The organism is Mycobacterium sp. IS-1742 (assembly GCF_001500125.1).
GTDB lineage: Bacteria > Actinomycetota > Actinomycetes > Mycobacteriales > Mycobacteriaceae > Mycobacterium.
This window is the reverse complement of the sequence record NZ_LQIV01000041.1, coordinates 254146-276119: the sequence shown is the minus strand read 5'-3', so window position 1 is coordinate 276119 and position 21974 is coordinate 254146. Positions and strand designations below refer to the sequence as shown.

24 protein-coding genes are annotated in these 21974 nt (G+C 70.0%); 15 read left to right on the top strand and 9 right to left on the bottom strand.

The annotated features are described in order from the left end of the window. Positions 1-152 precede the first annotated feature (152 nt). Complete coding sequence (locus tag AU196_RS20565) at positions 153-707, bottom strand: TetR/AcrR family transcriptional regulator (protein WP_059096898.1); 555 nt, start codon at positions 705-707, stop codon at positions 153-155. Between the two features lie 86 nt (positions 708-793). Beyond that, the gene (locus AU196_RS20560; protein ID WP_197415858.1) at positions 794-1912 is read right to left on the bottom strand and encodes a phosphotransferase; all 1119 of its coding nucleotides are present in this window, start codon (positions 1910-1912) and stop codon (positions 794-796) included. A gap of 112 nt (positions 1913-2024) precedes the next feature. Between AU196_RS20560 and AU196_RS20555 the strand changes: the two genes are divergently transcribed. Beyond that, a complete protein-coding gene (locus tag AU196_RS20555; protein ID WP_059096896.1) occupies positions 2025-3194 on the top strand; it encodes a CaiB/BaiF CoA transferase family protein in 1170 nt (389 codons plus the stop codon). Positions 3195-3199: 5 nt separating this feature from the next. Here the strand turns inward: AU196_RS20555 and AU196_RS20550 are convergent, their stop codons facing one another. Next, complete coding sequence (locus AU196_RS20550; RefSeq protein WP_059096895.1) at positions 3200-3721, bottom strand: TetR/AcrR family transcriptional regulator; 522 nt, start codon at positions 3719-3721, stop codon at positions 3200-3202. Between the two features lie 45 nt (positions 3722-3766). Between AU196_RS20550 and AU196_RS20545 the strand changes: the two genes are divergently transcribed. Together AU196_RS20545 and AU196_RS20540 are read left to right on the top strand one after the other, a co-directional pair. Further along, positions 3767-5020, top strand: coding sequence for a cytochrome P450 (locus tag AU196_RS20545; protein WP_059096894.1), 1254 nt, complete (start codon positions 3767-3769; stop codon positions 5018-5020). A gap of 14 nt (positions 5021-5034) precedes the next feature. Beyond that, the gene (locus AU196_RS20540; RefSeq protein ID WP_059096893.1) at positions 5035-5226 is read left to right on the top strand and encodes a ferredoxin; all 192 of its coding nucleotides are present in this window, start codon (positions 5035-5037) and stop codon (positions 5224-5226) included. A gap of 4 nt (positions 5227-5230) precedes the next feature. On the opposite strand, the gene AU196_RS20535 is transcribed toward AU196_RS20540, so the two are convergent. The 3 genes from AU196_RS20535 to AU196_RS20525 are packed head-to-tail and all read right to left on the bottom strand — an operon-like array spanning position 5231 to position 7285. Next, on the bottom strand, positions 5231-5605 hold the full coding sequence (locus AU196_RS20535) for an NYN domain-containing protein (protein ID WP_059096892.1): 375 nt from the start codon (positions 5603-5605) through the stop codon (positions 5231-5233). 4 nt (positions 5606-5609) lie between these two features. Then, complete coding sequence (locus AU196_RS20530) at positions 5610-6434, bottom strand: thioesterase family protein (RefSeq protein ID WP_059096891.1); 825 nt, start codon at positions 6432-6434, stop codon at positions 5610-5612. After that, positions 6434-7285 carry an SMP-30/gluconolactonase/LRE family protein gene (locus tag AU196_RS20525; RefSeq protein ID WP_059096890.1) on the bottom strand — a complete coding sequence of 284 codons (852 nt, stop codon included), beginning with the start codon at positions 7283-7285 and terminating at the stop codon, positions 6434-6436. Before AU196_RS20525 ends, AU196_RS20530 begins: the two co-directional genes overlap by 1 nt. Before the next feature lie 78 nt (positions 7286-7363). Between AU196_RS20525 and AU196_RS20520 the strand changes: the two genes are divergently transcribed. The 8 genes from AU196_RS20520 to AU196_RS20485 all read left to right on the top strand — a co-directional run bounded on the left by AU196_RS20520 (position 7364) and on the right by AU196_RS20485 (position 14662). Next, entirely contained in the window at positions 7364-8068 is a 705-nt protein-coding gene (locus AU196_RS20520; protein WP_157546539.1) for an NIPSNAP family protein, read from the top strand. A gap of 62 nt (positions 8069-8130) precedes the next feature. Next, complete coding sequence (locus tag AU196_RS20515) at positions 8131-9321, top strand: cytochrome P450 (protein ID WP_059096930.1); 1191 nt, start codon at positions 8131-8133, stop codon at positions 9319-9321. Between the two features lies 1 nt (position 9322). After that, positions 9323-10291: a zinc-binding dehydrogenase gene (locus AU196_RS20510; protein WP_059096888.1), complete on the top strand. Its 969-nt coding sequence runs from the start codon at positions 9323-9325 to the stop codon at positions 10289-10291. Further along, positions 10288-11082 carry an HpcH/HpaI aldolase family protein gene (locus AU196_RS20505; protein WP_059096887.1) on the top strand — a complete coding sequence of 265 codons (795 nt, stop codon included), beginning with the start codon at positions 10288-10290 and terminating at the stop codon, positions 11080-11082. The genes AU196_RS20510 and AU196_RS20505 overlap by 4 nt, the downstream gene beginning before the upstream one ends. Then, complete coding sequence (locus AU196_RS20500; RefSeq protein WP_059096886.1) at positions 11079-11801, top strand: SDR family NAD(P)-dependent oxidoreductase; 723 nt, start codon at positions 11079-11081, stop codon at positions 11799-11801. The genes AU196_RS20505 and AU196_RS20500 overlap by 4 nt, the downstream gene beginning before the upstream one ends. Continuing rightward, positions 11798-13312 carry a flavin-containing monooxygenase gene (locus AU196_RS20495; RefSeq protein WP_059096885.1) on the top strand — a complete coding sequence of 505 codons (1515 nt, stop codon included), beginning with the start codon at positions 11798-11800 and terminating at the stop codon, positions 13310-13312. The genes AU196_RS20500 and AU196_RS20495 overlap by 4 nt, the downstream gene beginning before the upstream one ends. Before the next feature lie 23 nt (positions 13313-13335). Then, a complete protein-coding gene (locus tag AU196_RS20490) occupies positions 13336-13728 on the top strand; it encodes a hypothetical protein (RefSeq protein ID WP_059096884.1) in 393 nt (130 codons plus the stop codon). 1 nt (position 13729) lies between these two features. After that, positions 13730-14662, top strand: coding sequence for an alpha/beta hydrolase (locus tag AU196_RS20485; protein ID WP_059096929.1), 933 nt, complete (start codon positions 13730-13732; stop codon positions 14660-14662). On the opposite strand, the gene AU196_RS20480 is transcribed toward AU196_RS20485, so the two are convergent. Then, positions 14604-15119, bottom strand: a complete 516-nt coding sequence (locus tag AU196_RS20480; RefSeq protein ID WP_059096883.1) for a polyketide cyclase — start codon at positions 15117-15119, stop codon at positions 14604-14606. The two genes, AU196_RS20485 and AU196_RS20480, sit on opposite strands and share 59 nt — an antisense overlap. Positions 15120-15201: 82 nt before the next feature. Here AU196_RS20480 and AU196_RS20475 point away from each other — a divergent pair, with 82 nt between their 5' ends. Continuing rightward, the gene (locus AU196_RS20475; protein ID WP_059096882.1) at positions 15202-16356 is read left to right on the top strand and encodes an acyl-CoA dehydrogenase family protein; all 1155 of its coding nucleotides are present in this window, start codon (positions 15202-15204) and stop codon (positions 16354-16356) included. Between the two features lie 2 nt (positions 16357-16358). Here AU196_RS20475 and AU196_RS20470 read toward each other — a convergent pair whose 3' ends face one another. Then, a complete protein-coding gene (locus AU196_RS20470) occupies positions 16359-17291 on the bottom strand; it encodes an LLM class flavin-dependent oxidoreductase (RefSeq protein ID WP_197415857.1) in 933 nt (310 codons plus the stop codon). Between the two features lie 127 nt (positions 17292-17418). Here AU196_RS20470 and AU196_RS20465 point away from each other — a divergent pair, with 127 nt between their 5' ends. Continuing rightward, entirely contained in the window at positions 17419-18339 is a 921-nt protein-coding gene (locus AU196_RS20465) for an LLM class F420-dependent oxidoreductase (RefSeq protein WP_059096880.1), read from the top strand. On the opposite strand, the gene AU196_RS20460 is transcribed toward AU196_RS20465, so the two are convergent. Next, complete coding sequence (locus AU196_RS20460) at positions 18323-19009, bottom strand: DUF427 domain-containing protein (protein WP_059096879.1); 687 nt, start codon at positions 19007-19009, stop codon at positions 18323-18325. The two genes, AU196_RS20465 and AU196_RS20460, sit on opposite strands and share 17 nt — an antisense overlap. 153 nt (positions 19010-19162) lie before the next feature. Here AU196_RS20460 and AU196_RS20455 point away from each other — a divergent pair, with 153 nt between their 5' ends. Further along, positions 19163-20599 (top strand): WS/DGAT/MGAT family O-acyltransferase, encoded by a 1437-nt coding sequence (locus AU196_RS20455; RefSeq protein ID WP_059096928.1) that lies wholly within the window; start codon positions 19163-19165, stop codon positions 20597-20599. Next, positions 20596-21951: an FAD-binding oxidoreductase gene (locus tag AU196_RS20450; protein ID WP_059096878.1), complete on the top strand. Its 1356-nt coding sequence runs from the start codon at positions 20596-20598 to the stop codon at positions 21949-21951. The genes AU196_RS20455 and AU196_RS20450 overlap by 4 nt, the downstream gene beginning before the upstream one ends. Positions 21952-21974: the final 23 nt, after the last annotated feature.

The window sequence follows — 21974 nt, the reverse complement described above, 5'->3', positions numbered from 1 at the left end:
GGGGCATCGGGGCGGGGGGTGGCGTCTGGCGAACAGCGTGCCGGGTGTCAACGTCAACGAGCTGACCTCGAACCGGTCGGAGGATCTCGAGACCCTGGCCGGGATGTCGGTGCTCAACGGGGTCGCGGTGCGCATCGAGAAGGTCGAGACGTCTAGTCGTGGTTCTTGAGGCCCACCGCGTGGCGCAACTGGGCGAGGAACTCGTCGCCGTCGTCGCTGCGCACGATGTAGTGACACACCGCGACGCGGATGGCGGTGGCGGCCTTGACCGAGGCGTTGGGGCCGGAGAGCAGTTTCTCCAGCCGGGCTCGCATCAGCGGGATGATGCGCGCCAGCTGGGCGATCACCACCTCGGGTTCGATGTCGACGAGCCGGACACCCGAGTACGACTGCTGGTAGGACACGATGAAACGCAAGGCGGCGTCGAGCTTTTCGTTACCCCGCAGACCCTGGGTCGCCTTGCTGATGCCCTGGTCGAACATCGACCGCTCGTAGCGGCCGAAGGCGTCGAGCAACTCCTGCTTGGAGGCGAACCAGCGGTACAGCGTCGGCCGTGACACCCCCGCCTGCAGCGCGACCTCCGACAGGCTCAGTTTCGTCTGACCGCTGCGCCCGAGCACCTCGGCGGTGGCCGCCAGGATGCGGTGCTGCGTCGACGAATCGTCGAACTCGGCGGGATCGCGCCGGGCGGTCAGTGGTTCGTTCACATTCAGGGCCTCGAGTGACGGGGTGTTTCACAGATGGTAGAGCCTGTAACGCCTCGCCGGGGAATTCGCGCCGTTCGGCGTCCCGGTCACAGCGACTTCTTCAGCAGCGCCACGGTGTCGAGATCCTGCAGAGCGGCCACCGCGCGGCGCAACCCCTCGTACGCGATGTCCTCGTTCTGCATACCGCCCATCCCCGCGGTGATGAGCGCGGCGACATAGGCGTAGAGCGCGGCCTGGCGGTACCGGTGCCACAGGTCGTCACGGTCGAGCGCGGGGCCACCCGCGGCCGCGAGCGCGTCCCGGTAGGCGTCGAGCAGGTCGCGTTGGGACTCCTGCCGGTCGGCCGGGGTCATGCTCGTGACCAACGTGTAGGCCAGTTCGCGGCTGGGATGTCCGCGCCGGACCGCCTGCCAGTCGAACAGGCCGGCCGCACCGTTGCGGAAGTACAGGTTCCCCGGGTGGGCGTCGCCGTGCATGATCGTGTGCGGTGGCTCGTCGATCAGCCGGGCGACCGCCCGGTAGTTCTCGTCGATGAAGCGGCCGGCCCGCACCGGGATGTCGCTGTGCTCGGCGAGCCGACGGGCCGAGGTCTTCAGCAGGGTTCCGGTGAGCAGGGAAGTGTCGTCGCCGGACGGCGAGTACACCCAGTCGAACGGTCCGTTCTGCCCGGGTGCGGGCAGCCTGCCCCAGAACGTCGCGTGCAGACGGGCCAACAGCTCCACCACGAGGGCGGCCTGAGCGCGGTCGAGCGGGTGGAGGGTGTCGGGGAACAGGCATTCTGCTGCGGGCAGATCCTCCAGGAGGAGCACGTAGCGGCCGGTCAGGGGGTCGAAGGCCGTACCGTGGGCGGTCGGTGCGCCGCTCAACTCCGGCCGCAACTGGCGGTAGAAGCGCACCTCGGTGTCGCCGAGTCGCCCGAGTTCGCCCATCAGCCTGGTCGCCGCCGTCTCCGCGGGCAGCTTGACGAACACCGTGTCGGGGACATCCCGGCCGGTCAGCGCGAGCCGGGCCCGCGAGGACGTGCCCGCGTCACCGCCGATGACGGAGACCGAGGTGACCGTGCGGCCCATCAACCGTGACACCGCCCGCGCGTCGAGGTCTGCCACCGAACGCGGGAACGGCCACCGCCCCCGGAGGACGGCGTCCGTCGCCACGCGCTGCACCCCGCGGCCGAGGTGCGCGGCCAGGCCGACGGCGGGCGACATACTCGACTTGATCGTCACCGGTGCGAGCCTCCTCGGGCGCCATCTGAGGACGGTTTACAAATAGCGTTGAGACTGTAAACCAGTCCACGCGCCCACACCAAGAGGAGGGTCGATGTCCGGACCGTTGGACGGCGTGAAGGTCGTGGAACTGGGTGTGTGGGTCGCCGCGCCGGCCACCGGCGGCATCCTCGCCGACTGGGGAGCGGACGTGGTCAAGGTCGAACCACCGTCCGGGGATCCCGCCCGGATGTTCGGGCGCATGCTCGGCATCGACACGGGCGTGAACCCGCCCTTCGAGATGGACAACCGGTCCAAACGAAGCGTCGCGGTGGACCTGACATCCGATCCGGGCCGGAACGCCATCCGTGAACTCTTCAGCGCGGCAGACGTTTTCGTGACGAATGTGCGGCCGTCCGCGCTGCGCCGCCTGGGGCTGGACTTCGAGACGCTCGCCGCGCAGAACCCTCGGCTGGTCTACGGGCTCATCACCGGGTACGGGGCCACCGGACCGGATGCCGACCGCGCGGCCTACGACGTCGCCGCATTCTGGGCCCGCGCAGGCCTGGCGCATCTGCTGACTCGGCCGGGCGAGGATCCGCCGTTCCAGCGTGGCGGGATGGGTGATCACTCGGTCGGCATGACGCTGGCCGCGGCGGTGTGTGCGGCCCTGGTGTCGCGTGCGCGCACCGGAGCCGGTCAACTGGTCACCACCTCGCTGTACCGGCAGGGCGTCTACACGATCAGCTTCGACCTGAACACCTTCCTGCTGACCGGGCACCAGATCGCCATCGGCCGGCGGGAGTCGATGGGCAACCCCTGCATGAACAACTACGCCGCGGGCGACGGGCGCCGGTTCTGGATCGTCGGGCTGGAGGGGGAGCGGCACTGGCCGGCGCTGTGCCGAAGCGTCGGGCGCCACGAGTGGCTCACCGACGACCGGTTCGCCACGGGCAGGTCGCGCGCGGTCAACGCCCGTGAACTGATCGCAGAACTGGACGCGCTGTTCGCCACCAGGACGCTCGCCGAGTGGGCGGGGGCCTTCGCGGCGGAACCGGATCTCTTCTGGTCGCCGATCAATTCGCTGGAGGACGTGGTGGGCGACGAACAGTTCCACGCCGCGGGGGGAGCGGTGTACGTCCCCGACGGCGACGGGAGCATCCCGATGGTCGCCACCCCGGCGGACTTCCACGGCACCCCGTGCGCGCCGCGCTCTGCCGCACCGCGCCTCGGTGAGCACACCGACGAGGTGCTGGCCGATCCGGCCGCGGGGTGGCGGGCGTGACCGCCTCAGCTGAGCCCCGCCGCGTGCCGAAGCTGCGCGAGGAAGTCGTCGTCGTCATCGCTGCGCACCAGATAGTGCGAGATCGCCACGCGCACAGCCGTGGACGCGGCCACCGCCGCATCGGGGCCGGGCAGTCCGCGTTCCAGCCGATCGCGCATGCGCGGCAGGATGTGGGCGAGGCGGGCGATGACCTGCGCGGGTTCGATGTCGACCATGCGCAGACCCGGGTACGAGTGCTGGTAGTCGACGATGATCCGCAGCGCGGCCTCGAGCCGCTGCTCCACGGGCAGGTTCTCGGCGGCCTCGGCGACGGCCCGCTCGTACAGGGACCGCTCCCACACCACGAACGCCGAGAGCAGATCCTGTTTCGAGGGGAACCAGCGGTAGAGGGTGGGGCGTGACACGCGGGCCTGCGCGGCGACCTGCGACAGGCTCAGTTTCGTCATCCCGTTGCGGCCGAGCACCTCTGCCGTGGCGGCAAGGATCCGCTCACGGGTCCGGTTCCCGTCGCTCAACACCGGCGTCACCGATATAGCTTTACAAATTTTGCGGCTACTGTCACGCTGAACCTCGTGACGTCCACAGCGGCGGCGGCCCGCGAATACAGTTCGGTCGACATCACCTCGGCGTCGTTCTGGCAGCGGACCTTCGCCGAACGCGACACCGTGTTCGCGCAGTTGCGCGCGCACGACGGGCTGACCTGGCATCACCCGCTGTCGTCGCTGTTCCCGATGGAAGAAGACGGGTTCTGGGCCGTCACCCGACGCTCCGACATCGTCTTCGTGAGCCAGCACCCGGAGTTGTTCACCTCCGAGCGCGGCGTGGCGCTCGATCCCATGCCCGCCGAGGTGCAGAGGTTCGCGTCGTTCTTCCTCACAATGGACCCGCCCGAACATACGGTGTACCGGCGGCTGATCAGTTCGGCGTTCACGCCCCGCAACGTCCGGCGGATCGAACAGCAGATCCACGACAACGCCGTGGCGGTCGTCGACGATCTCGTCGGTGCGGGTGAGATCGACTTCGTCGCAGCGTGTTCGGCACGGCTGCCGATGCTGACCATCATGGAGATGCTCGGCGTGCCGACGGCCGACCAGCCCGCCGTGGCCGCGGCCGCGGAGAAGCTGTTCGCGATGAGCGACGACGAATACAGCACGCTCGAGGAGCGGGCCGCCGACACCGTCAACGAGATCATGCTGCTGTCGGCCACCGGCGTCGAACTGGCCAAGTTCCGGCGCAGCCACCCCGGTGACGATCTGATGACCAGCATCGTCAACGCCGAGGTCGACGGGAAACGGTTGACCGACGAGGAGATCGGCGCCTTCCTCATCCTGCTTGCATCGGCGGGCAACGACACCACGAAGCAGACCACGACGCACGCGATGCTGGCGTTGTCGGAGAATCCCGCGCAGCGGGACTGGCTGATGGCAGACTTCGACGGCAGGATCGGCACCGCCGTCGAGGAATTCGTCCGGTGGTCGACACCGGTGCTGCAGTTCGCCCGGTTCGCCACCTCCGACACCGAGATCAACGGTGCCCCCGTGCGCGCCGGCGACAAGCTCGGGCTGTTCTACTGTTCGGCCAACCGTGACGAGGCGGTCTTCGACGAGCCGCACCTGTTCGACCTGAGCCGGTCACCGAATCCGCACCTCGGCTTCGGCGGCGGCGGACCGCATTTCTGCCTCGGCAACCAGCTCGCCAAGACCGAACTGCGGCATCTGTTCCGGGAGCTGCTGACCCGGCTGAGCCACGTCGAGTTCGGCGAACCCGACCTGCTGTTCAGCACGTTCGTGCACGGCGTCAAACGCCTGCCGGCGATCGTCCGCTGAGATACGGAGCCGATATGCGCGTCGAAGTCGACCTTACCAGGTGCACCGGTCACGGGATCTGTGAGTCGATCGCCGAGGACGTGTTCGAAGTGCAGGACGACGGCACCGTGACGATCCACGGGGAGCGACGGCCCGCCTCCGACCACGACAGGATGCGCCAAGCCGTCACCCAGTGTCCCGCTGCCGCACTGAGATTGACGGACTGAACCCTCAGCGCGGGTCGATGTCGTTGCGGAGGCGCTCGGCGGGATAGGTCACCGCCCCTGCGGCGCGGACCCGCTCGCCGAGTGCGCGGTCCGACGTCGCCACGACGATTCCGCCGGGGTCGTCGGCCGCGCAGACCAGGCGGACGATCTCGTCGTCGGCCGAATTCGCCGCCGCGGCCGGCGCATGGGCGACGGTCACCGCCGCGGAGAGAAGCGGTGGGCTCGGGGGCTTCTCGAACACCACCGTCACCTCGGCGCCCTCGGCCACCGCCCAGCGCTCCAGCGCCCGCACCAGGACGGCCATGGCGCCGCGGCGGTCACGCCACCACCCGTCCGGGCGGCAGCCGATGACGTTCATCCCGTCGACGATCCACCGCATCCGGTCAGGGTAGATGCCGCCGGGGTGGGCGCGGCCGGACCAGCACCGACTGCTGGATCACCCCGACGGGCCCGGACTCGTCGAACAGGGTGCCGCTGGTGGTGCCGATCCCGTCGGGGCCGTAACTGGTGTCGGCGCGGATGCCGATCCACCGGCCGTCCGGGATCCGGTGGACGTGCACGACCAGGTCGGTGTTGAGGAAGGTCCACGTGCGGATGTCGAGTTTCGCCCCGATGCCGTTGGCGTCGTCGGCGACGGCGAACAACCGCTCCAGTGGCGTCATCGTCTCGCCCTTGACGAGGTCGACGGTGGGGGTGATCCACGATTCCCCCGGGCCGTCGCCCAGAGGCGTGGTCAGCCAGCGCCAGTCGAGGCTGTGGACGTAGTTGCGGTCCCAGTCCTTGGCCATGTCCCGACCGCGGGCCTCCGACAGCGGGCGCAGCGGTGCAGCGCCGGCGTGCGCCACGCCGGTGGTGTCCAGTGTCTGCAGCCGCCACCCGCTCGCGCGGGCCACCGGCCGCGGTGCGCCGTCGGGTCCCGGCGCCGACATCTGCGCGCTGACCAGTTCGATCTGCTTGCCCGCCCGTTCGCGCCGCGCGCTCACCCACAGGTCCCCTTCGGCCGGCACCGGACCCAGCAGATCGACCATCACCCGACTCAGTCGGGTGTCGTCGCGCTGCTCGCAGCGTTCCAGCGCCCGCACCAGCAGCGCGGACACCGGGGCGGCGTGCTGGATGGCCGCCGACCACGTGCTGCGCACCAGGTCGGTGGCCAGGAACCTCTCGCCGTGCGAATCCTGGTCGAGCAGTTCGTAATACGAATCCGACATCAGGGCAGCCCCGCGCCGGGAACGTCGACGATCGTCGTGTCGATGCGGGAGTTCCTCGTGCCGACGAGCCGCTCCGGATAGGCGTCGGTGGCCGAGACCAGGAACAGCACGCGCCGTTCGGGTCCGCCCAGCGCGCAGGCGATCGCCATGCGGTCGTCGATGTCGATCCGGTCGGTGACCACGCCGCCGCCGGTCACGCGCTGGAACTCGTGCGCCAGTGTCATCGCGGTCCAGACACCCCCTTCGGCGTCGACCGCGATCCCGTCCGGCGGCCCCTCGAGTCCCTCGGCGAAGGCCCGGCGGTCACGCAGACCGCCGTCGGCTGCGACGGTGAACGTCGTCAGGCGCCGCCCGGTCGACTCGGCGACGATCAACGTCGAGCGGTCCTCGGTGATCGCCATCCCGTTGGGGAAGTCGAGTCCGTCGGCGACCACCGTTGCGGCGCCGTCGGGGTCGAGGCGGACGATCACCCCGTTCTCGCGTTGCTGAGATCCGATGTAGGCGCGGCCCGCATCGTCGACCACCATGTCGCCGAGGTTGGCGGGCACCATGTCACTCAGATCGGCCAGGACGGTGACGGCGTCGCCGTCATAGCGCAGCACCTGCCTGCGTTCGACCGACGTGATGAGCAGCGAACCGTCCGGGCGGAACCCGAGGCCCGACGGTGCGTGGCCGGGGAGCGCCAGGGTGGTCACCGAACCGCTGAGGTCCACGGTGTGCACCGCCTCGCCGAACATGTCGGAGAACCACAGCAGCCCTTCGAACCATCGCGGGCCCTCCCCGAAGCAGAACTCGCCCGTCAGAAGAGTGGGCGCGGCGAGCCCACCCTCGGCGATTTCGCGGGCCGTCACCTCACGCCTTTACAAAACACGCGACAAGTGTCACGCTCCCTAGGTGCCACTGTCAACCACCTGCGGCGTTGGCGCGCCATGAAGAAGTACTACAGCCATACGCTGCTGTATCTCCACGAGACGATCTCCCTGGGTACGGGACGAAGCGAACAGTTCCTCGAGGTGTTCGACGCCGTCTATCACCCGATGATGAGCGACCTCGGAGCCCGGTTGTTCGCGATCTGGGAGACCACGCCCTACAACGGGCACTGGCCGCAGGTGACGATCATCTGGGAGATCGACGCGTTCGCCGACTACGCGCGCATCGGCAAGGCGCAGCGGACGGGCGGCAGCCACGCCGACGCCGCCGCGGCATGGGCGCGGTTCCTGTCCCAGACGGGCGCCTCCGGGGAGGGCCGGATCATGTACGCCGGCCGCGCCAACCGCACGCTCGCCGAACTGCGGGAGGCGAAAGTGGATGCCGGACTGGTGATTCAGGAGATCATGCAGACCAAACCCGGCCGCCAGGACGACTACATCCGCGAGCTGGAACGCCTCTATGTGCCGTGGTCGGAGCGCACCGGCAAACGCTGGCTCGGATCGTTCATCACCACGTTCCGGTTCAACGAGGTCATCCACTACTGGGCGCTCGAGGGGGACTGGGACTGCTTCGAGAACCACTACCCGTCCTGGAAGGACAGTCCGCCCGCCGAGATCGTCACCTGGATGAGCGTCGCCCCGGCGCTGCGCGACGGCTGGGAGGACTCGATCCTGCAGGCGCTACCGCCGTCTCCGCTGCAGTGAACGCCGGCCGGAAGACACCAGTGAGACACGAATTCTCGTACGATCCGTTCGACGCTGCCGTGATGGCCGACCCGCTGCCGTTCTATCGCACCCTGCGCGACGACCACCCGCTCTACTACGTCGACACGTGGGACACGTACGCGCTCTCCCGGTTCGAGGACATCTGGCGGGTCCTGGAGGTCAACGACGGGACGTTCGTGGCGTCGGAGGGCACCCTGCCGTCGACCGCCGTGCTGGCCTCCCACAACACCGGGCCGGTACCGGATCCGCCCCTGTCGCCCATGCCGTTCCACGCCAACTTCGACGCCCCCGTCTACACCGATGTGCGGCGGTGCACGTCGGGTCCGTTCCGCCCGAAATCGGTGAGCCGACTGGCCGACCGGATCCGCGAACTGGCCAACGAGCGGCTCGACGAACTGCTGCCGAGGGGCCGGTTCGACCTCACACAGGACTACGGCGGGATCGTCGCCGCGTCCATGGTGTGCGAACTGCTCGGACTGCCCACCGAACTCGCCGCCGACGTGCTGGCGACCGTCAACGCGGGCAGCCTGGCCGAGCCGGGCAGCGGTGTCGAGGTCGCCAACGCCAGGCCCGGCTACCTCGAGTACCTGACACCGCTCGTCGAGCGTAGACGTGCCGACCGGTCCGGTGCGGACATGCCGATCGTCGATTCGCTGCTCGACTACCGCAAACCCGACGGCACCGCCCTGACCGACACGGAGGCCGCCGTCCAGATGCTCGGGGTCTTCATCGGCGGGACCGAGACGGTGCCCAAGATCGTCGCGCACGGCCTGTGGGAGCTCAGCCGGCGGCCCGAGCAGCTGGCGCAGGTGCGCGCCGATCCGGCGACCACCGTTCCGGTGGTGCGCGAGGAGATGATCCGGTACTGCGCACCCGCACAATGGTTCGCGCGGACGGTGCGCAGACCGTTCACGATCCACGACACCACGATCGCACCCGGGCAGCGCATCATCACCCTGCTGGCGTCGGCCAATCGCGACGAGCGCGAGTACCCCGATCCCGACGAATTCGTCTGGAACCGGCGGATCGACCGCCTGCTGGCATTCGGACGCGGACAGCACTTCTGCCTCGGGGTGCACCTGGCACGTCTGGAGATCGGCATCATGGTGACCGAATGGCTCAGGCGGGTGACCGATTTCGCGGTCGACACCGAACACGCCGCGCGGCCGCCGTCGAGCTTCCAGTGGGGCTGGAACCGGCTGCCCGTCGTGGTTCAGGCGGGGGGCGCCTGAGGTGTGGGCGTATCGGCTGGTGGCTCCGTACACCTTCGAGAGGTTGGACCTGCCCGCACCGTCCGCGGAGGGACTGGGCGACGGACAGGTGCTCCTGCGGTTCATGTGCGCCGGGATATGCGGTAGCGATCTGCCCGGATTCCGCGGCGCCAAGGGCCGCCTGCCCGCAGACACGGGACTGAGTGCCGCGGAGATGAACGGTTTCCCGATCCACGAGGTCGTGGGAGAGGTACTCGGGAGCAGGCATCCCGCACACCACCCGGGTGACCTGGTGGTCGGGTGGGCGTCGGGGTTCGACGGTCTGATGGAGTTCGTCGTGGCCGACGGCGACGGACTCGCCGCGTACGACCCCGCGCTGCCGCCGCATCACGCCGTCGCGCTGCAACCGCTGGCCTGTGTGCTCTACGCGGTCGAACAACTTCCCGACCTCGGCGGCAGGCATGTCGCGGTGATCGGCCAGGGGTCGATCGGTCTGCTGTTCTCCTATCTCGCGAAAGCCGCAGGCGCGCAGCGCGTCACCGGTGTCGACCCGGTCGACCGCACCGCGGTGGGGCTCGCGTTCGGTGTGGACACCGTCGTCCGTGCGACCAGTGACCGGTGGGTCAGCCACCTCGGCGCCGCGGACCGGCCCGATGTGGTGATCGAAGCCGTCGGTCATCAGGTGGCCACCCTCAACCACGCGATCGAGGCGGCCGCGTTCGGCGGAACCGTGTTCTATTTCGGGGTCGCCGACGACGACACCTATCCGATCAGCATGCGCCTGATGCTCCGCAACAACCTCACGCTCAAATCCGGGGTGACGCTGGAACGGCGCCGGATGCTCAGCGCGGCGGGCGAATTCGTCCGTAAGCACCCCGATCTGCTGCCCGCCTACGTCACCCACACCTTCGACGTCGCCGACGTGCAGGCCGCCTTCGAACTGGCCTGCCGTCCGACCCCCGGCCGGGTCAAGATCGCGATCACCGGATGAACCCCCACGGCAGACTGCGCGACGCCCTCGACGAGGGGGCGCCCCTGTTCGGCGGCTGGGTCGTCGGCCCGACCGCGACCGGACCCGACGCGTTCGCCACCACCGGCTACGACTACATCGGCATCGACTGTCAGCACGGCTATCTCGGCGACGCCGACGCCGCGTCGATGCTGCGCGGGCTCGAGCACGTGCCGATCGCCACCGTGGTGCGGCTGCCCACCGCCGACCCCGCGCCGATCGGGCGGGTACTCGACGCCGGCGCCGACGCCGTCGTCGTCGCGATGGTGGAGTCGGCGGGCGAGGCGGCGGCCGCGGTCGCCGCCACCCGGTATCCGCCCGCGGGGGTGCGCAGCTACGGACCGCTGCGCCCGAGCCTCGGACACGACACGGCCGGCCTCGAGGACAGGGCGAGCGTATTCGCGATGATCGAGACGACGCGGGGGGTTTCGGCCGTCGACGAGATCTGCGCGGTGCCCGGTCTGCGCGGCCTGTACGTCGGGCCCGCCGATCTGGCCATCTCGATGGGGTACGGTCCGGCCTCGGCGTGGCGCGAGCCCGAGGTGCGGGAGGCGATGGCGCACATCGCCGCCGCTGCAACCGCCGCAGGGGTGGTCGCCGGTGTGCACGCGGGTAGCGGCACGGTCGGGAAGGACGCGGTCGGAATGGGATTCCGGATGATCACGCTCGCCTCCGAATCACAGGCCCTGCGGCGCGGCGCTGCGGCGCACCTCGCGGAGGCCAGGTCCACCGGACCGCAGGGGTCCCCGGCGGGCAGCGGGGGCTACCTGTGACCGGGGTGGCCCTGGTGACGGGTGCCGCGCGCGGGCAGGGCGCGGCGATCGTGGCCCGGCTGCACGCCGACGGCTTCCGGGTGGCCGCCTGCGACATCCTGATCGACGAACTGCGCCGGAATGCGGCCGATCTCGGGGACAACGTGCTGGCCATCGAACTCGATGTCACCTCGCCGCAGCAGTGGTCGGCCGCCGTGACCGCCACCGTCGAGCGGTTCGGCGCACTCACCGCGCTGGTGAACAACGCCGGCGTCCTGCACCGCGCAGCGATCGACGACGAGACCCCGGCGGGCTTCGAGAACAGTTGGCGGGTCAACTGCCTCGGCCCGTTCCTGGGTATCCAGGCCGCGGTGGCCCATCTCAGGGCCGCCGACGGCGCGGCGATCGTCAACACGTGCAGCACGGGGGCGATACGGCCGTTCCCGCACCACGCCGCGTACGGCTCCTCGAAATGGGCACTGCGCGGATTGACCCAGATCGCCGCCGCCGAACTCGCCGGCTCCGGTGTCCGGGTCAACGCCGTGTTCCCGGGACCGGTCGAGACGCCGATGCTCGACCAGGACACCCAGACCCGCCTCGCGGCCAGGGCGGTACTCGGTCGGATCGGCAGACCGGTGGAGATCGCCGACGCCGTCGCATTCCTTATCTCGGACCAGGCGTCGTTCATCACCGGATCCGAGCTCGTCGTCGACGGCGGCCAGACCCTGCAGATCGGATGAGTGTCGTGGCGAAATCGTTGTCCGTGGGGATCATCGGGGCCGGACCGGGCGGGCTCGCGCTCGGGATCTTCCTCAAGAAGGCGGGTTTCGACGACTTCACGATCTTCGATCGCGAGGACGGCGTCGGCGGCACCTGGCGCATCAACACCTATCCGGGCCTGGCGTGCGACGTGAAGTCGCACCTCTACTCGTACTCCTTCGACCTCAACGCGAACTGGTCGCGGCTGTGGTCGGCGCAACCGGAGATCCTCGAGTACTTCGAGACCTGCGCGCGTCGCCATGAACTGGGGCCGCACCTGGAACTGGGCACCGAGATCGTCTCCGCCGAATGGGATGCCGCGTCGAGGACGTGGGGCCTGCGCACCGCTGACGGGCGGCGGTACCGCTTCGACGTGGTGGTCTCCGCGGTGGGCATGTTCACCCGGCCGGTGATGCCGGACCTCGTGGAGGAGGAACCGTTCACCGGCGTGGTGATGCACACCGCCCGGTGGGACCGTTCGGTGGACCTGACCGGCGCGCGGGTGGCGGTACTGGGCACCGGTTCCACAGCGGCGCAACTGATTCCGGAGGTCGCCAAGGTCGCTGCCTCGGTGTACTCGGTGCAGCGGTCACCGACCTGGATCCTGCCCAAACCCGACCGGCCGTACACCGACCGCGAGAAATGGCTCTTCGCCCACGTCCCGCTCGCCAAACGGGTGTACCGGACCAGGTTGTGGTTGCGCAGTGAGCGCAACATCTCGGTGATCGAGAACGGGAGCGACAAGACCCAGGAATTCACGGCCATCGCCACCCGCGTCCTCGAGGCGACGGTGCCGGACGAGGAGTTGCGACGCAAGCTGACCCCCACACACCCGTTGGGCTGCAAGCGGTTGGTGTTCGCCACCGACTACCTCCAGGCGCTGACCCGACCGCACGTCGAGGTGGTGTCCAGCCCGGCCCGGACGTTGCGGCGCCGGTCTCTGGTGACCGAGGACGGCACCGAACTCGACGTCGATGTGGTGCTGTGCGCGACCGGATACGCCGCGGCCGACTACCTGGGGCAGATCGAGGTCACCGGTGAGGACGGGACACTGCGGGACAAGTGGCGTGACGGCGCGTATGCGTATCTGGGGATGGCCGTACCGGGTTTCCCGAACTTCTTCATGCTCTACGGGCCCAACACCAACGTCGGGTCCAACAGCGTGATCTTCATCCTCGAGGCCCAGGCCCGTTACATCGTGCGGGCGCTCGGACACATGCGCCGACGCCGGCGGTCGTATGTCGCCGTGCGACCGCAGACGATGGTCGACTTCATCGACAGGATCGACGGGTGGATGGCGGGCACCGTGTGGACGACGCGGTGCAGCAACTACTTCCGTGCCGCCAACGGTCGTGTGGTCACCCAGTGGCCACGCAGCGCGCGCGCGTTCTGGGCGATGACACGGCGGTTCCGCCCCGGCGACTACACCTTCGACCCACCCGCACACGTCCCGGCGATCGAAGTGGGGACCCACACGATGGCAGACCGATGACCGACCACACGAGGAGCACACCAATGACCACGACCGCCACCGCCCACACGTCCCGCCGCATCCAAAGCGCCATGGGCCTGCTCATGCTGATCGTCGGGATCGTCGGCACGGTGGCGCCGCAACGTCTGAGCAACACCTCCGCCCCGACGAAAGGGGAGCGCGCGGGCGCCGCCGAGCGCAACCACCTCACCCAGATGTACGCCATGCGCGAAGCCGCCCTGGGCGCGATCCTGCTCGGCGGCGGCGGCGCCAGGCCGGCGCTGGGGGCCACCGTCGGTCTCACCGCGGCCGAGGTGATCACCGGTCTGCGCTCGCCCGCCCTGGACCGGCGATCGCGGATCACCACCGCGGTCACCGCGTCGCTGTTCGGCACGGCCGCGGCGTACGCACTGACCGGTGTGGGCGGGCCACGGTGACATGACGACGCCCGACGTCGCGGCCCGCCTGGACCCCGCGCTGCGGCGGTTCGTCACCGCGCGCACCGACCTGTCACCGGAGACACTGCCCGCCGTGCGGCAGTCCCTGGACAGCCGGCGCGCCGAAGCGGCGGCGGCACTCGACACCACGGGTGTCGACATCTGCGGGACGACAGCACGATTCGGACGGGCGTCGGTCGGGGTCAGGATCTACCGCGGCGGCCCGGCCCCGGCGCCTGCGGTGGTGTACTGCCACTCCGGCGCCTTCGTGCTGGGCAACCTCGACACCGACCATCGGCAGTGCGTCGAGTTCGCCCGGCGCGCGCAGTGCACCGTGATCTCGGTCGACTATCGGCTGGCGCCTGAACACCGGCATCCCGCCGCGTTCGACGACGTGTTGACCGTGCTGTGCTGGGTGGCCGCCGAAGCCGTTGAGCTGCAGGTGGATCCGTCACGGATCGCCGTCTCGGGCAGCAGCGCCGGGGGAGCGCTGGCCGCATTGCTGGCGCAGACGTCGGCGGCCGGCGCCGCGCCGCCCCTGGCGTTCCAGCTGCTGCACCAGCCGGTGCTCGACGATCGCCCCACACCGTCGCGGCGGGAGTTCGCCACCACACCCGGGTTCGACGGTCCCGCCGTCGAGCAGATGTGGCGGCACTACGCCCCGGCCGGCGCGGACCCTGCGGCAGTCGCGCCCGCGCGCAGTGCCGATCTCACGGGGCTGCCTGCGGCGTTCGTCAGCTGCTCGGAACTCGACCCGCTGCGCGACGAGGCGCTCCACTACTCGCAGCGGCTGCTCGGCGCCGGCGTGGCGACCGAACTCCACGTGTCCCCGGGCACCTGCCACGGCTTCGACTCGCTGCTCCCGGACTGGGAGATCAGCCGGCAGCTGTTCGCACTCCAGGGGGCGGCCCTGCGGCGGGCGTTGCACCGCTGAGTTCGCGCGCGACCGCGGCGTGGTAGCGGTCGATGTTGGCGGGGTTGACGATCCGGAAGAAGCCGTCCGGCATCGGGGCGTCCTTCGGCGCCTCGATGGTCATCGTCCGGCGGAACAGCGTGACGTCCACACCGGGGCGGGAGAACTGGTACTCGACGGTGATCCGGCCGTCCATCCCGCCGTTGCCGTCGCGGTTGTGGCCGAGGCGCCCGACCGAGGTGAACACCCACTGGCGCGGACGGACGGCGATGGCCAGCTGCCAGGTGAAGATGCGGTCGCTGTCGGGTCCGCCCTCCTCCCAGGTGTCGCCGACCTGAAGGGGGAGGTTCTCGAGCCGGCCGACGTAGCTGCTGCCGGGGTAGGTCTTCGTCCAGTTCGCGGGGTTGGTGACGAAGTCGTAGATCACCTCCGGCGCATGGCCGTACGCGGTGTCCGAACTGGTGGTGACGATGCCCAACGGCCTGCCTCCCTGTGCGGCGCCCACACCGGCGCAGTGGGTTCACCTTTACAGAATGCTGAGCGAATGTCACGCTTCGGAGATGGACTTCTCCGTTGTCGAACTGTCCGGGGAGGATCGCGCCTTCCAGCGTGAACTCCGGGAGTTCCTGAGCGCCGTCGTGACCGACGAGGTGCTCGCGCGTGACCGGGAAACCGGCGAGAACTTCGACGAGGGGGTGCACCTGGCGCTGGGTGAGGCGGGTTATCTCGCCGCGGACTACCGGGGCGAGGCTGACGGCGGGTTCACGGCGGTGCGCAGGCGGATCTGGGAGCTGGAGATCGGCCGGGCGCACACCCCCTGGTTCCACTGGGGGACCACCGCGATGGTGGCGCACACGGTCGAACGGTTCGCCTCGCCGGAGCTGCGGGACGAGGTGCTGCCCGGCGTGCTGTCCGGCCGTCTGCGGTTGTGCCTGGGCTACACCGAACCCGAGGGCGGCTCGGACGTGGCGACCTGCAAGACGAGGGCCGTGCGGGACGCGGACGGATGGGTCATCGACGGCTCGAAGATGTTCACCTCCAACGCCCACAACGCGCACTACGTCTTCCTGATCACCAACACCGACCCGACGGCGCCGAAACACCGCAGCCTCACCATGTTCCTCGTTCCGCTCGACGCCCCGGGCGTCGAGATCCAGGCTCTGCGCACCGTCGACGGCGACCGGACGAACATCACCTACTACAGCGACGTCCGGATCAGCGACCGGTACCGCGTCGGCGACGTGAACGCAGGGTGGTCCGTGCTCAGGGGGGCCCTGGACGTCGAACACGGCACGGTGGAGCGCGACACCGACGGCCTCCAGAAGATCGCGGTCATGACCGAGCACATCACGCTGATGGCCGAGGCGGTGGACGGTGTCGCGGCCACCGTCGACCCCTCCGACGCGTCCGTGGCGTACCGGTTGGGCCGCGGCATCGCCCGCATGGAGGCGGCCATGAGCACACCCGAGATGTTCGGCCGGGTGGCGATCGCCCAGACGATGCGAGAGGTGTCCCCGGATCTGATGGACATCTCGGGCCAGGCCGGTGCATTACCGCCGGGCGCGGCGGGGTCCGCGGCGGGCGGGGGAGCCGAATACGTCTTCCGGCTCGCCGGACCCACCGGCATCTACGGCGGCACGCTCGAGGTGTTCCGCAATATGATCGCCCAGCACGCGCTCGATCTCGGTCGACCCCACTACTCGCCGCGCCGCTGACCTCACAGCCGCGCGATCACCTGCTCGGCCAGCAGGTCGAGCGTCCGGTCGGAGGCCCGGTCGTGGGTGAACAGCACCACCTGGCGGAAGCCGAGGTCCGCGAGTTCGTGCAGCCGGTCGACGATCGCCGGTGCGGTGCCGATCAGGCCGCCGTCGTGCAGGCCGAAACCCGGCCCACCGAACCGCTTCTCGGCGACCCGACGCACCTCGGGAAGCGACGCGTCATCCGGGGCGAGCGCCATCACCACCTCGACGGACATGACGATGGTGTCGGGGTCGCGGCCGACGTCGGCGCAGATGCCGCGCAGCACCTCGGCCTTGTGCCGCAGGTCGCCGAGTGCGTACGTCGGCACGTTCCACACATCGGCGTAGCGCGCGACCAGCGGCAGGGTGTACTTCTCGCCGACTCCGCCCACGACGATCGGCGGCCGGGCGCCGTCGGCGGGGCTGGGCGTCACCGGCATGTCCAGGACACGACAATGTCTGCCCCGCAGGGTGATCCGGCCCGCATCGAACGCCTGCGTGACGACGTCCAGCGTCTCGGCGAGCCGTTCGGACCGCTCGGCGAACGAGCCCCAGTCCAGGCCCGCCCGCCGGTGTTCGTCCTCGATCGATCCGCTGCCGATGCCGAACTGGAACCGTCCGGCCGAGATGTGATCGAGGGTGGTGGCCATCTTCGCGAGCAGGGCCGGGTGCCGGAACTGGTTGCACAGCACCATGTGTCCGACGCGCAGTCGATCCGTGCGGGCGAGCAGCGCCGTCGCCAGCGTCCAGGCCTCCATCGACGGGTATTCCGGCGCGCCCGGTCCGTAGAGGTGGTCGTACAGCCACAGCGATCCGATGCCGGCGGCCTCGCAGCGCGCCGCCCGGTGCAGCATGTCCTCGTAGGTGAACCCGATCTGGGGCACGTAGACACCGACGTCGAGATCCGACATGACCGGCACACTCCCACCTCGGCGAAAGTGGGCTTCGCCGTCACGGAGAATCGTATTCTCATGGCCGGGCCGGCACAACGACACCGGCGGTCTGCCCCAGGAGCGAGGAGCGCACCCTTCGATGAGCATGCAGTTCACCATCACCCACCCCATGCACACCCATCCGTACAACCCCGAACTGGTCACCGGCGACGGGGTGGCCGCGGTCGCCGTGGCGGCCGAGGCCGCCGGATTCGCCGGGTTCGGGTTCACCGATCACCCGGCGCCCAGCCAGCGCTGGCTCGACGCCGGCGGTCACGACGCGCTCGACCCCTTCGTCGCGATGGGTTACGCGGCGGCCCGCACGACCACGCTGCGCCTGATCCCCAACATCGTGGTGCTGCCGTACCGCAACCCGTTCGTGGTGGCGAAATCCGGTGCGACGCTGGACCTGTTGTCCGGCGGGCGGTTCACGCTCGCGGTCGGCGTGGGCTACCTCAAACGCGAATTCGCCGCGCTCGGAGTCGACTACGACGAACGCACCGACCTGTTCACCGAGGCGTTGTCATTGATCCGCGCGGTCTGGACATCCGACGACGTGTCGTTCGAGGGTCGCCACTTCACCGCCAAAGGCATCACCGCCCATCCCCGGCCGCTGAGCGCGCCGCACCCGCCGATCTGGATCGGCGGCAACACCGCCGCGGCGCGCGACCGGGCCGTGACGTTCGGCGACGGGTGGTGTCCCTTCCCGGCGCCCGCCGTGCTGGCGCAGACCGCCCGCACCGCGGCCCTCGATTCGGTGGAGCGACTCGGCGAGGCCATCGACGATCTGCGCCGCCGGTGCGATGACGCGGGTCGCGACCCGGCCACGGTGGACGTCACGTTCACCAACCTCGGCGGCGGCGATCCGGGCAGCGACGACTTCGAACCCGACCGCTACCTCGAGGGCGTGGCGGCACTCGAGCGTCTCGGCGTCACCTGGATCCAGGTCGCCATTCCCGGCGACAGCCTCGCCCATGCGCGGGAGGCGATCGAGCGATTCGGCGCGCAGGTCATCGCGCAGCGCTGAGCGGCAGTTCGGCCGACACGTCGGCGCGCTGCGGATCGAAGGCGAGAAACCCGGCGATGGCGCGGGTTTCGTCGAACGGCTCGCCGTACGACCAGGCGACGTCGTCGACGACCGTGCCGTCGACCACCGCCGACCAGTAGGACGCCCAGCCCTTGTAGTTGCAGTAGCTGGTCGTCGTGCTCGGCCGGAGCAGGTCGACGCGCACATGCGCCGGAGCGACGTAGAGCACCGGCGCCAGCGCCGTCTCGAACACCGCCACGGTGTCCGAGGTGTCCACGAGCACGGCGCCCCCGACGATGACGCGCAGCAGGCGGCCCGAACGCCGGCAGTCCACCCGGTGGTAGGGGTTCGGAGGGTAGTGGACCAGTTCGCGTCCCTCCTCGAACCAGCCGTCCACCGCATCCCACGGCACATACACGTAGCCGGGCGCCTCGGTCGCGGGCGTGGAGGGCAGCTCCCCGACGGCATCGGGCCGGAAGGCGTAGCTGAGTGGATGGCCGCGCCGGTGCACCAGGACCACGTCCTCGGTGTCGATCACCGTCCGGCCCCCGGCCACCGCCACGACGCGCCGTGGATGCGGTTCGGCGAAGACCGCGCCGTCGGGCAGGGCAGGGATGAACCATCCGGAGGGGTCGGCGCTGAGCGGGCCGCGTCCGGCGGTGAGTGTCATCGCGCTCCTCGGGCGGTTGTCCGGTGGACCGACAACCTACCCCGCGATCCTCGGGCACCGCGAGACCCCGGCACGCCTGCTGACGTGACACAGTGTGTGGGACGCGCGCGGGTTGGGCACAGTGACAGTGGACGGGCGACGAACGGGGTGACGGTGAAGCGACTCAACGGCGTCGACGCGTTGATGCTCTACAGCGAGACGCCCGAGATCCACATGCACACGCTCAAGGTAGGCGTGCTCGACGTGTCCGGGGTGTCCGGCGGGTACAGCCGGGAACTCGTGCGGACGGTGGCGGCGCCACGACTGCAGGCGCTGCGCCCGCTGCGTCAGCAGCTGGTGGACATCCCGGGCCGCCTGCACCACCCGATGTGGGTGGAGAACCCGACCATCGACTTTAATTACCACCTGCGCCATGTCGAGATCGCCGCTCCGGGGGGTCGTCGTGAACTCGACGAGCTGATCGGCCGCATCGCCAGCACCCCGCTCGACCGGTCGAAACCGCTGTGGGAGATGTACATCGTCGAGGGGTTGACCGGCGATCGCATCGCGATCGTGCACAAGGTGCACCACGTCCTGGCCGATGGGGTGGCGTCGGCGAACCAGATGTCCCGGGCCATCTCACCGAGGGGCCCGGAGGCCGACGGCGACGATCGGTCGCCGCACCCTGCCCACACGCGGGGGCGGCTGTTGCGCGCGGCCGGTGAGGACCACCTCCGCCAGATCAGCCGGCTGCCCGCGCTTATGCGCGACACCGCGGCGGGCGTGTCGCAGGTGTACCGCAGGGGCAGGGAGCGCGGCGCGCATCCGGATCTGGCCCGCAACTTCGCACCCCCGCGCACATTCCTCAACCACGTCGTCACCCCGGCCCGCCGCTTCGCCACCGCGCCGTTGGCGCTCGCCGACGCCAAACACCTCGCCCGCACCCTCGGCGTCACGCTCAACGACATCGTGCTGGCGACCGCCTCCGGCGCGCTGCGCGAGCTGCTGCTGCGATACGACGGACGGGCCGACGCCCCGCTGATCGCGGGGGTGCCGATCGCGTTCAACACCTCGCCGGATCGTTTGTCGGGCAACGAGTTCTCGTATATGACACCGTCGCTGCCGGTGCACGTCGACGATCCGCTCGAGCGGGTGCGGTTGACGTCGGTGGCGACCGGGATCGCCAAGGAGAACCACCATCTCCTCGGGCCCACCCTCATCGCGTCGTGGCTCAACTACATGCCGCCCCGCGTGGTCCCGCCGGTCTTCCGGCACCAGGCGCGGCGGCGTGACTCGAGCCTGATCATGAACCTGACCATCTCCAATGTGCCGGGACCGCGTGAGCTCGGGCTGGTCGCCGGGGCGTCCGTCGACGAGATCTACTCGGTCGGGCCGCTGGTGGTCGGCAGCGGGATGAACATCACCGTGTGGAGCTACGTCGACCAGTTGAGCATCTCGGTGCTCACCGACGACCAGACCCTCGACGACCCGCACGAGGCGACCGACGCGATGGTGCGGTCCTTCGCCGAGATCCGCGCCGCAGCGGGCATCAGCGCGCCGCTGACCGACGTGCCCGCCGCGCTGCCCCTGGCCGGTGCCGCCCGCCCATGACCCACGACCTGGCCGCCCGGCTGGCCGGACTGGTGGGCGCCGCCCACGTCAGCGCGGACCCGGACGTCCTGGCCGGTCGGTGCGTGGACTACACCGGCCGCTACCGCGGCACCGGGTCACTGCTGGTGCGGCCCGGCTCGACCGACGAGGTGGCCGCGGTGCTGACGGCCTGCCGGGAGGTCGGTCGGTGCGTGACGGTGCAGGGCGGTCGCACCTCGCTGGTCGCGGGCACCGTCCCCGAACACGGCGACGTGCTGCTGTCCACCGAGCGGCTGACCCGCCTCGGCGACGTCGACCACATCGAACGACGGATGCGCGCCGGAGCGGGGGCGACGCTGGCGGCGGTGCAGCGGGCGGCCGCCTCGGCGGGTCTGGTCTTCGGCGTCGACCTCGCCGCGCGGGACACCGCGACGATCGGCGGGATGGCCTCGACGAATGCCGGCGGTCTGCGCACCGTGCGCTACGGCAACATGGGCGAGCAGGTGCTCGGCCTGGAGGTGGTGCTGCCGAACGGATCGGTCCTGGTGCGGCACAGCGACGTTCGGCGTGACAACACCGGCTACGACCTGGCCGCGCTGCTGGTCGGCGCCGAGGGCACGCTCGGCGTCATCACCGAGGTGGAGCTGCGGCTGCATCCCCCCGCACGCCACCGCGTCACCGCGCTCTGCGGTTTCTCCGACCTCGACGCGCTGGCGTCGGCCGGCCGTACCTTCCGCGACATGTCGGGAATCGCCGCCCTCGAACTCGTCGACGCCCGTGCCGCCGCGCTGGCCGCCCACCACCTCGACACCCCGGTGCCGGTCGAGGGCGAGTGGCTGCTGCTGGTGGAACTGGCCGCCGACGTCGATCCGACCGAGATGCTGGCCGACGCGCTGGCCGACGCCCCGCTGTGCGGCGAGCCCGCGGTGGGGGTGGATGCCGCCGCGGCCGGCCGGTTGTGGCAGGTGCGCGAGGCGGTCGCCGACGTCGTCGGCCTGTTCGGACCTCCGCTCAAATTCGATGTCTCGCTTCCGCTTTCCCAGATCAACGCGTTCGCCGGCGACGCTGCGGCACTGGTGCGGCGACACGCTGCGGACGCCGTCCCCGTGCTGTTCGGCCACGTCGGCGAGGGCAATCTGCACCTGAACGTCCTGCGCTGTACACCCGAGGCCGAACGCGATCTCTACGCGGCGATGATGGCGCTGATCGACGATCGGGGCGGCAACGTCAGTTCCGAACACGGGGTGGGCACCCGCAAGCGTGACTTCCTCGCGATGTCCCGCACCGAGGTCGACATCGCGACCATGCGCGCCATCAAGTCCGCACTCGACCCGACGGGCTACCTCAACCCCGCCGTGCTGTTCGGCAACTGAATCGAGACTTTACAGATCCGCTT

What these genes read in the sequence shown, in the direction of transcription:
- AU196_RS20535 (WP_059096892.1), bottom strand. Translation starts at nt 5,605, where the DNA reads ATGCGGTGGATCGTCGACGGGATGAACGTCATCGGCTGCCGCCCGGAC.
- AU196_RS20520 (WP_157546539.1), top strand. Translation starts at nt 7,364, where the DNA reads ATGAAGAAGTACTACAGCCATACGCTGCTGTATCTCCACGAGACGATC.
- AU196_RS20485 (WP_059096929.1), top strand. Translation starts at nt 13,730, where the DNA reads ATGACGACGCCCGACGTCGCGGCCCGCCTGGACCCCGCGCTGCGGCGG.
- AU196_RS20495 (WP_059096885.1), top strand. Translation starts at nt 11,798, where the DNA reads ATGAGTGTCGTGGCGAAATCGTTGTCCGTGGGGATCATCGGGGCCGGA.
- AU196_RS20465 (WP_059096880.1), top strand. Translation starts at nt 17,419, where the DNA reads ATGCAGTTCACCATCACCCACCCCATGCACACCCATCCGTACAACCCC.
- AU196_RS20470 (WP_197415857.1), bottom strand. Translation starts at nt 17,291, where the DNA reads ATGTCGGATCTCGACGTCGGTGTCTACGTGCCCCAGATCGGGTTCACC.
- AU196_RS20540 (WP_059096893.1), top strand. Translation starts at nt 5,035, where the DNA reads ATGCGCGTCGAAGTCGACCTTACCAGGTGCACCGGTCACGGGATCTGT.
- AU196_RS20460 (WP_059096879.1), bottom strand. Translation starts at nt 19,009, where the DNA reads ATGACACTCACCGCCGGACGCGGCCCGCTCAGCGCCGACCCCTCCGGA.
- AU196_RS20475 (WP_059096882.1), top strand. Translation starts at nt 15,202, where the DNA reads ATGGACTTCTCCGTTGTCGAACTGTCCGGGGAGGATCGCGCCTTCCAG.
- AU196_RS20515 (WP_059096930.1), top strand. Translation starts at nt 8,131, where the DNA reads ATGGCCGACCCGCTGCCGTTCTATCGCACCCTGCGCGACGACCACCCG.
- AU196_RS20490 (WP_059096884.1), top strand. Translation starts at nt 13,336, where the DNA reads ATGACCACGACCGCCACCGCCCACACGTCCCGCCGCATCCAAAGCGCC.
- AU196_RS20505 (WP_059096887.1), top strand. Translation starts at nt 10,288, where the DNA reads ATGAACCCCCACGGCAGACTGCGCGACGCCCTCGACGAGGGGGCGCCC.
- AU196_RS20555 (WP_059096896.1), top strand. Translation starts at nt 2,025, where the DNA reads ATGTCCGGACCGTTGGACGGCGTGAAGGTCGTGGAACTGGGTGTGTGG.
- AU196_RS20560 (WP_197415858.1), bottom strand. Translation starts at nt 1,912, where the DNA reads ATGTCGCCCGCCGTCGGCCTGGCCGCGCACCTCGGCCGCGGGGTGCAG.
- AU196_RS20530 (WP_059096891.1), bottom strand. Translation starts at nt 6,434, where the DNA reads ATGTCGGATTCGTATTACGAACTGCTCGACCAGGATTCGCACGGCGAG.
- AU196_RS20450 (WP_059096878.1), top strand. Translation starts at nt 20,596, where the DNA reads ATGACCCACGACCTGGCCGCCCGGCTGGCCGGACTGGTGGGCGCCGCC.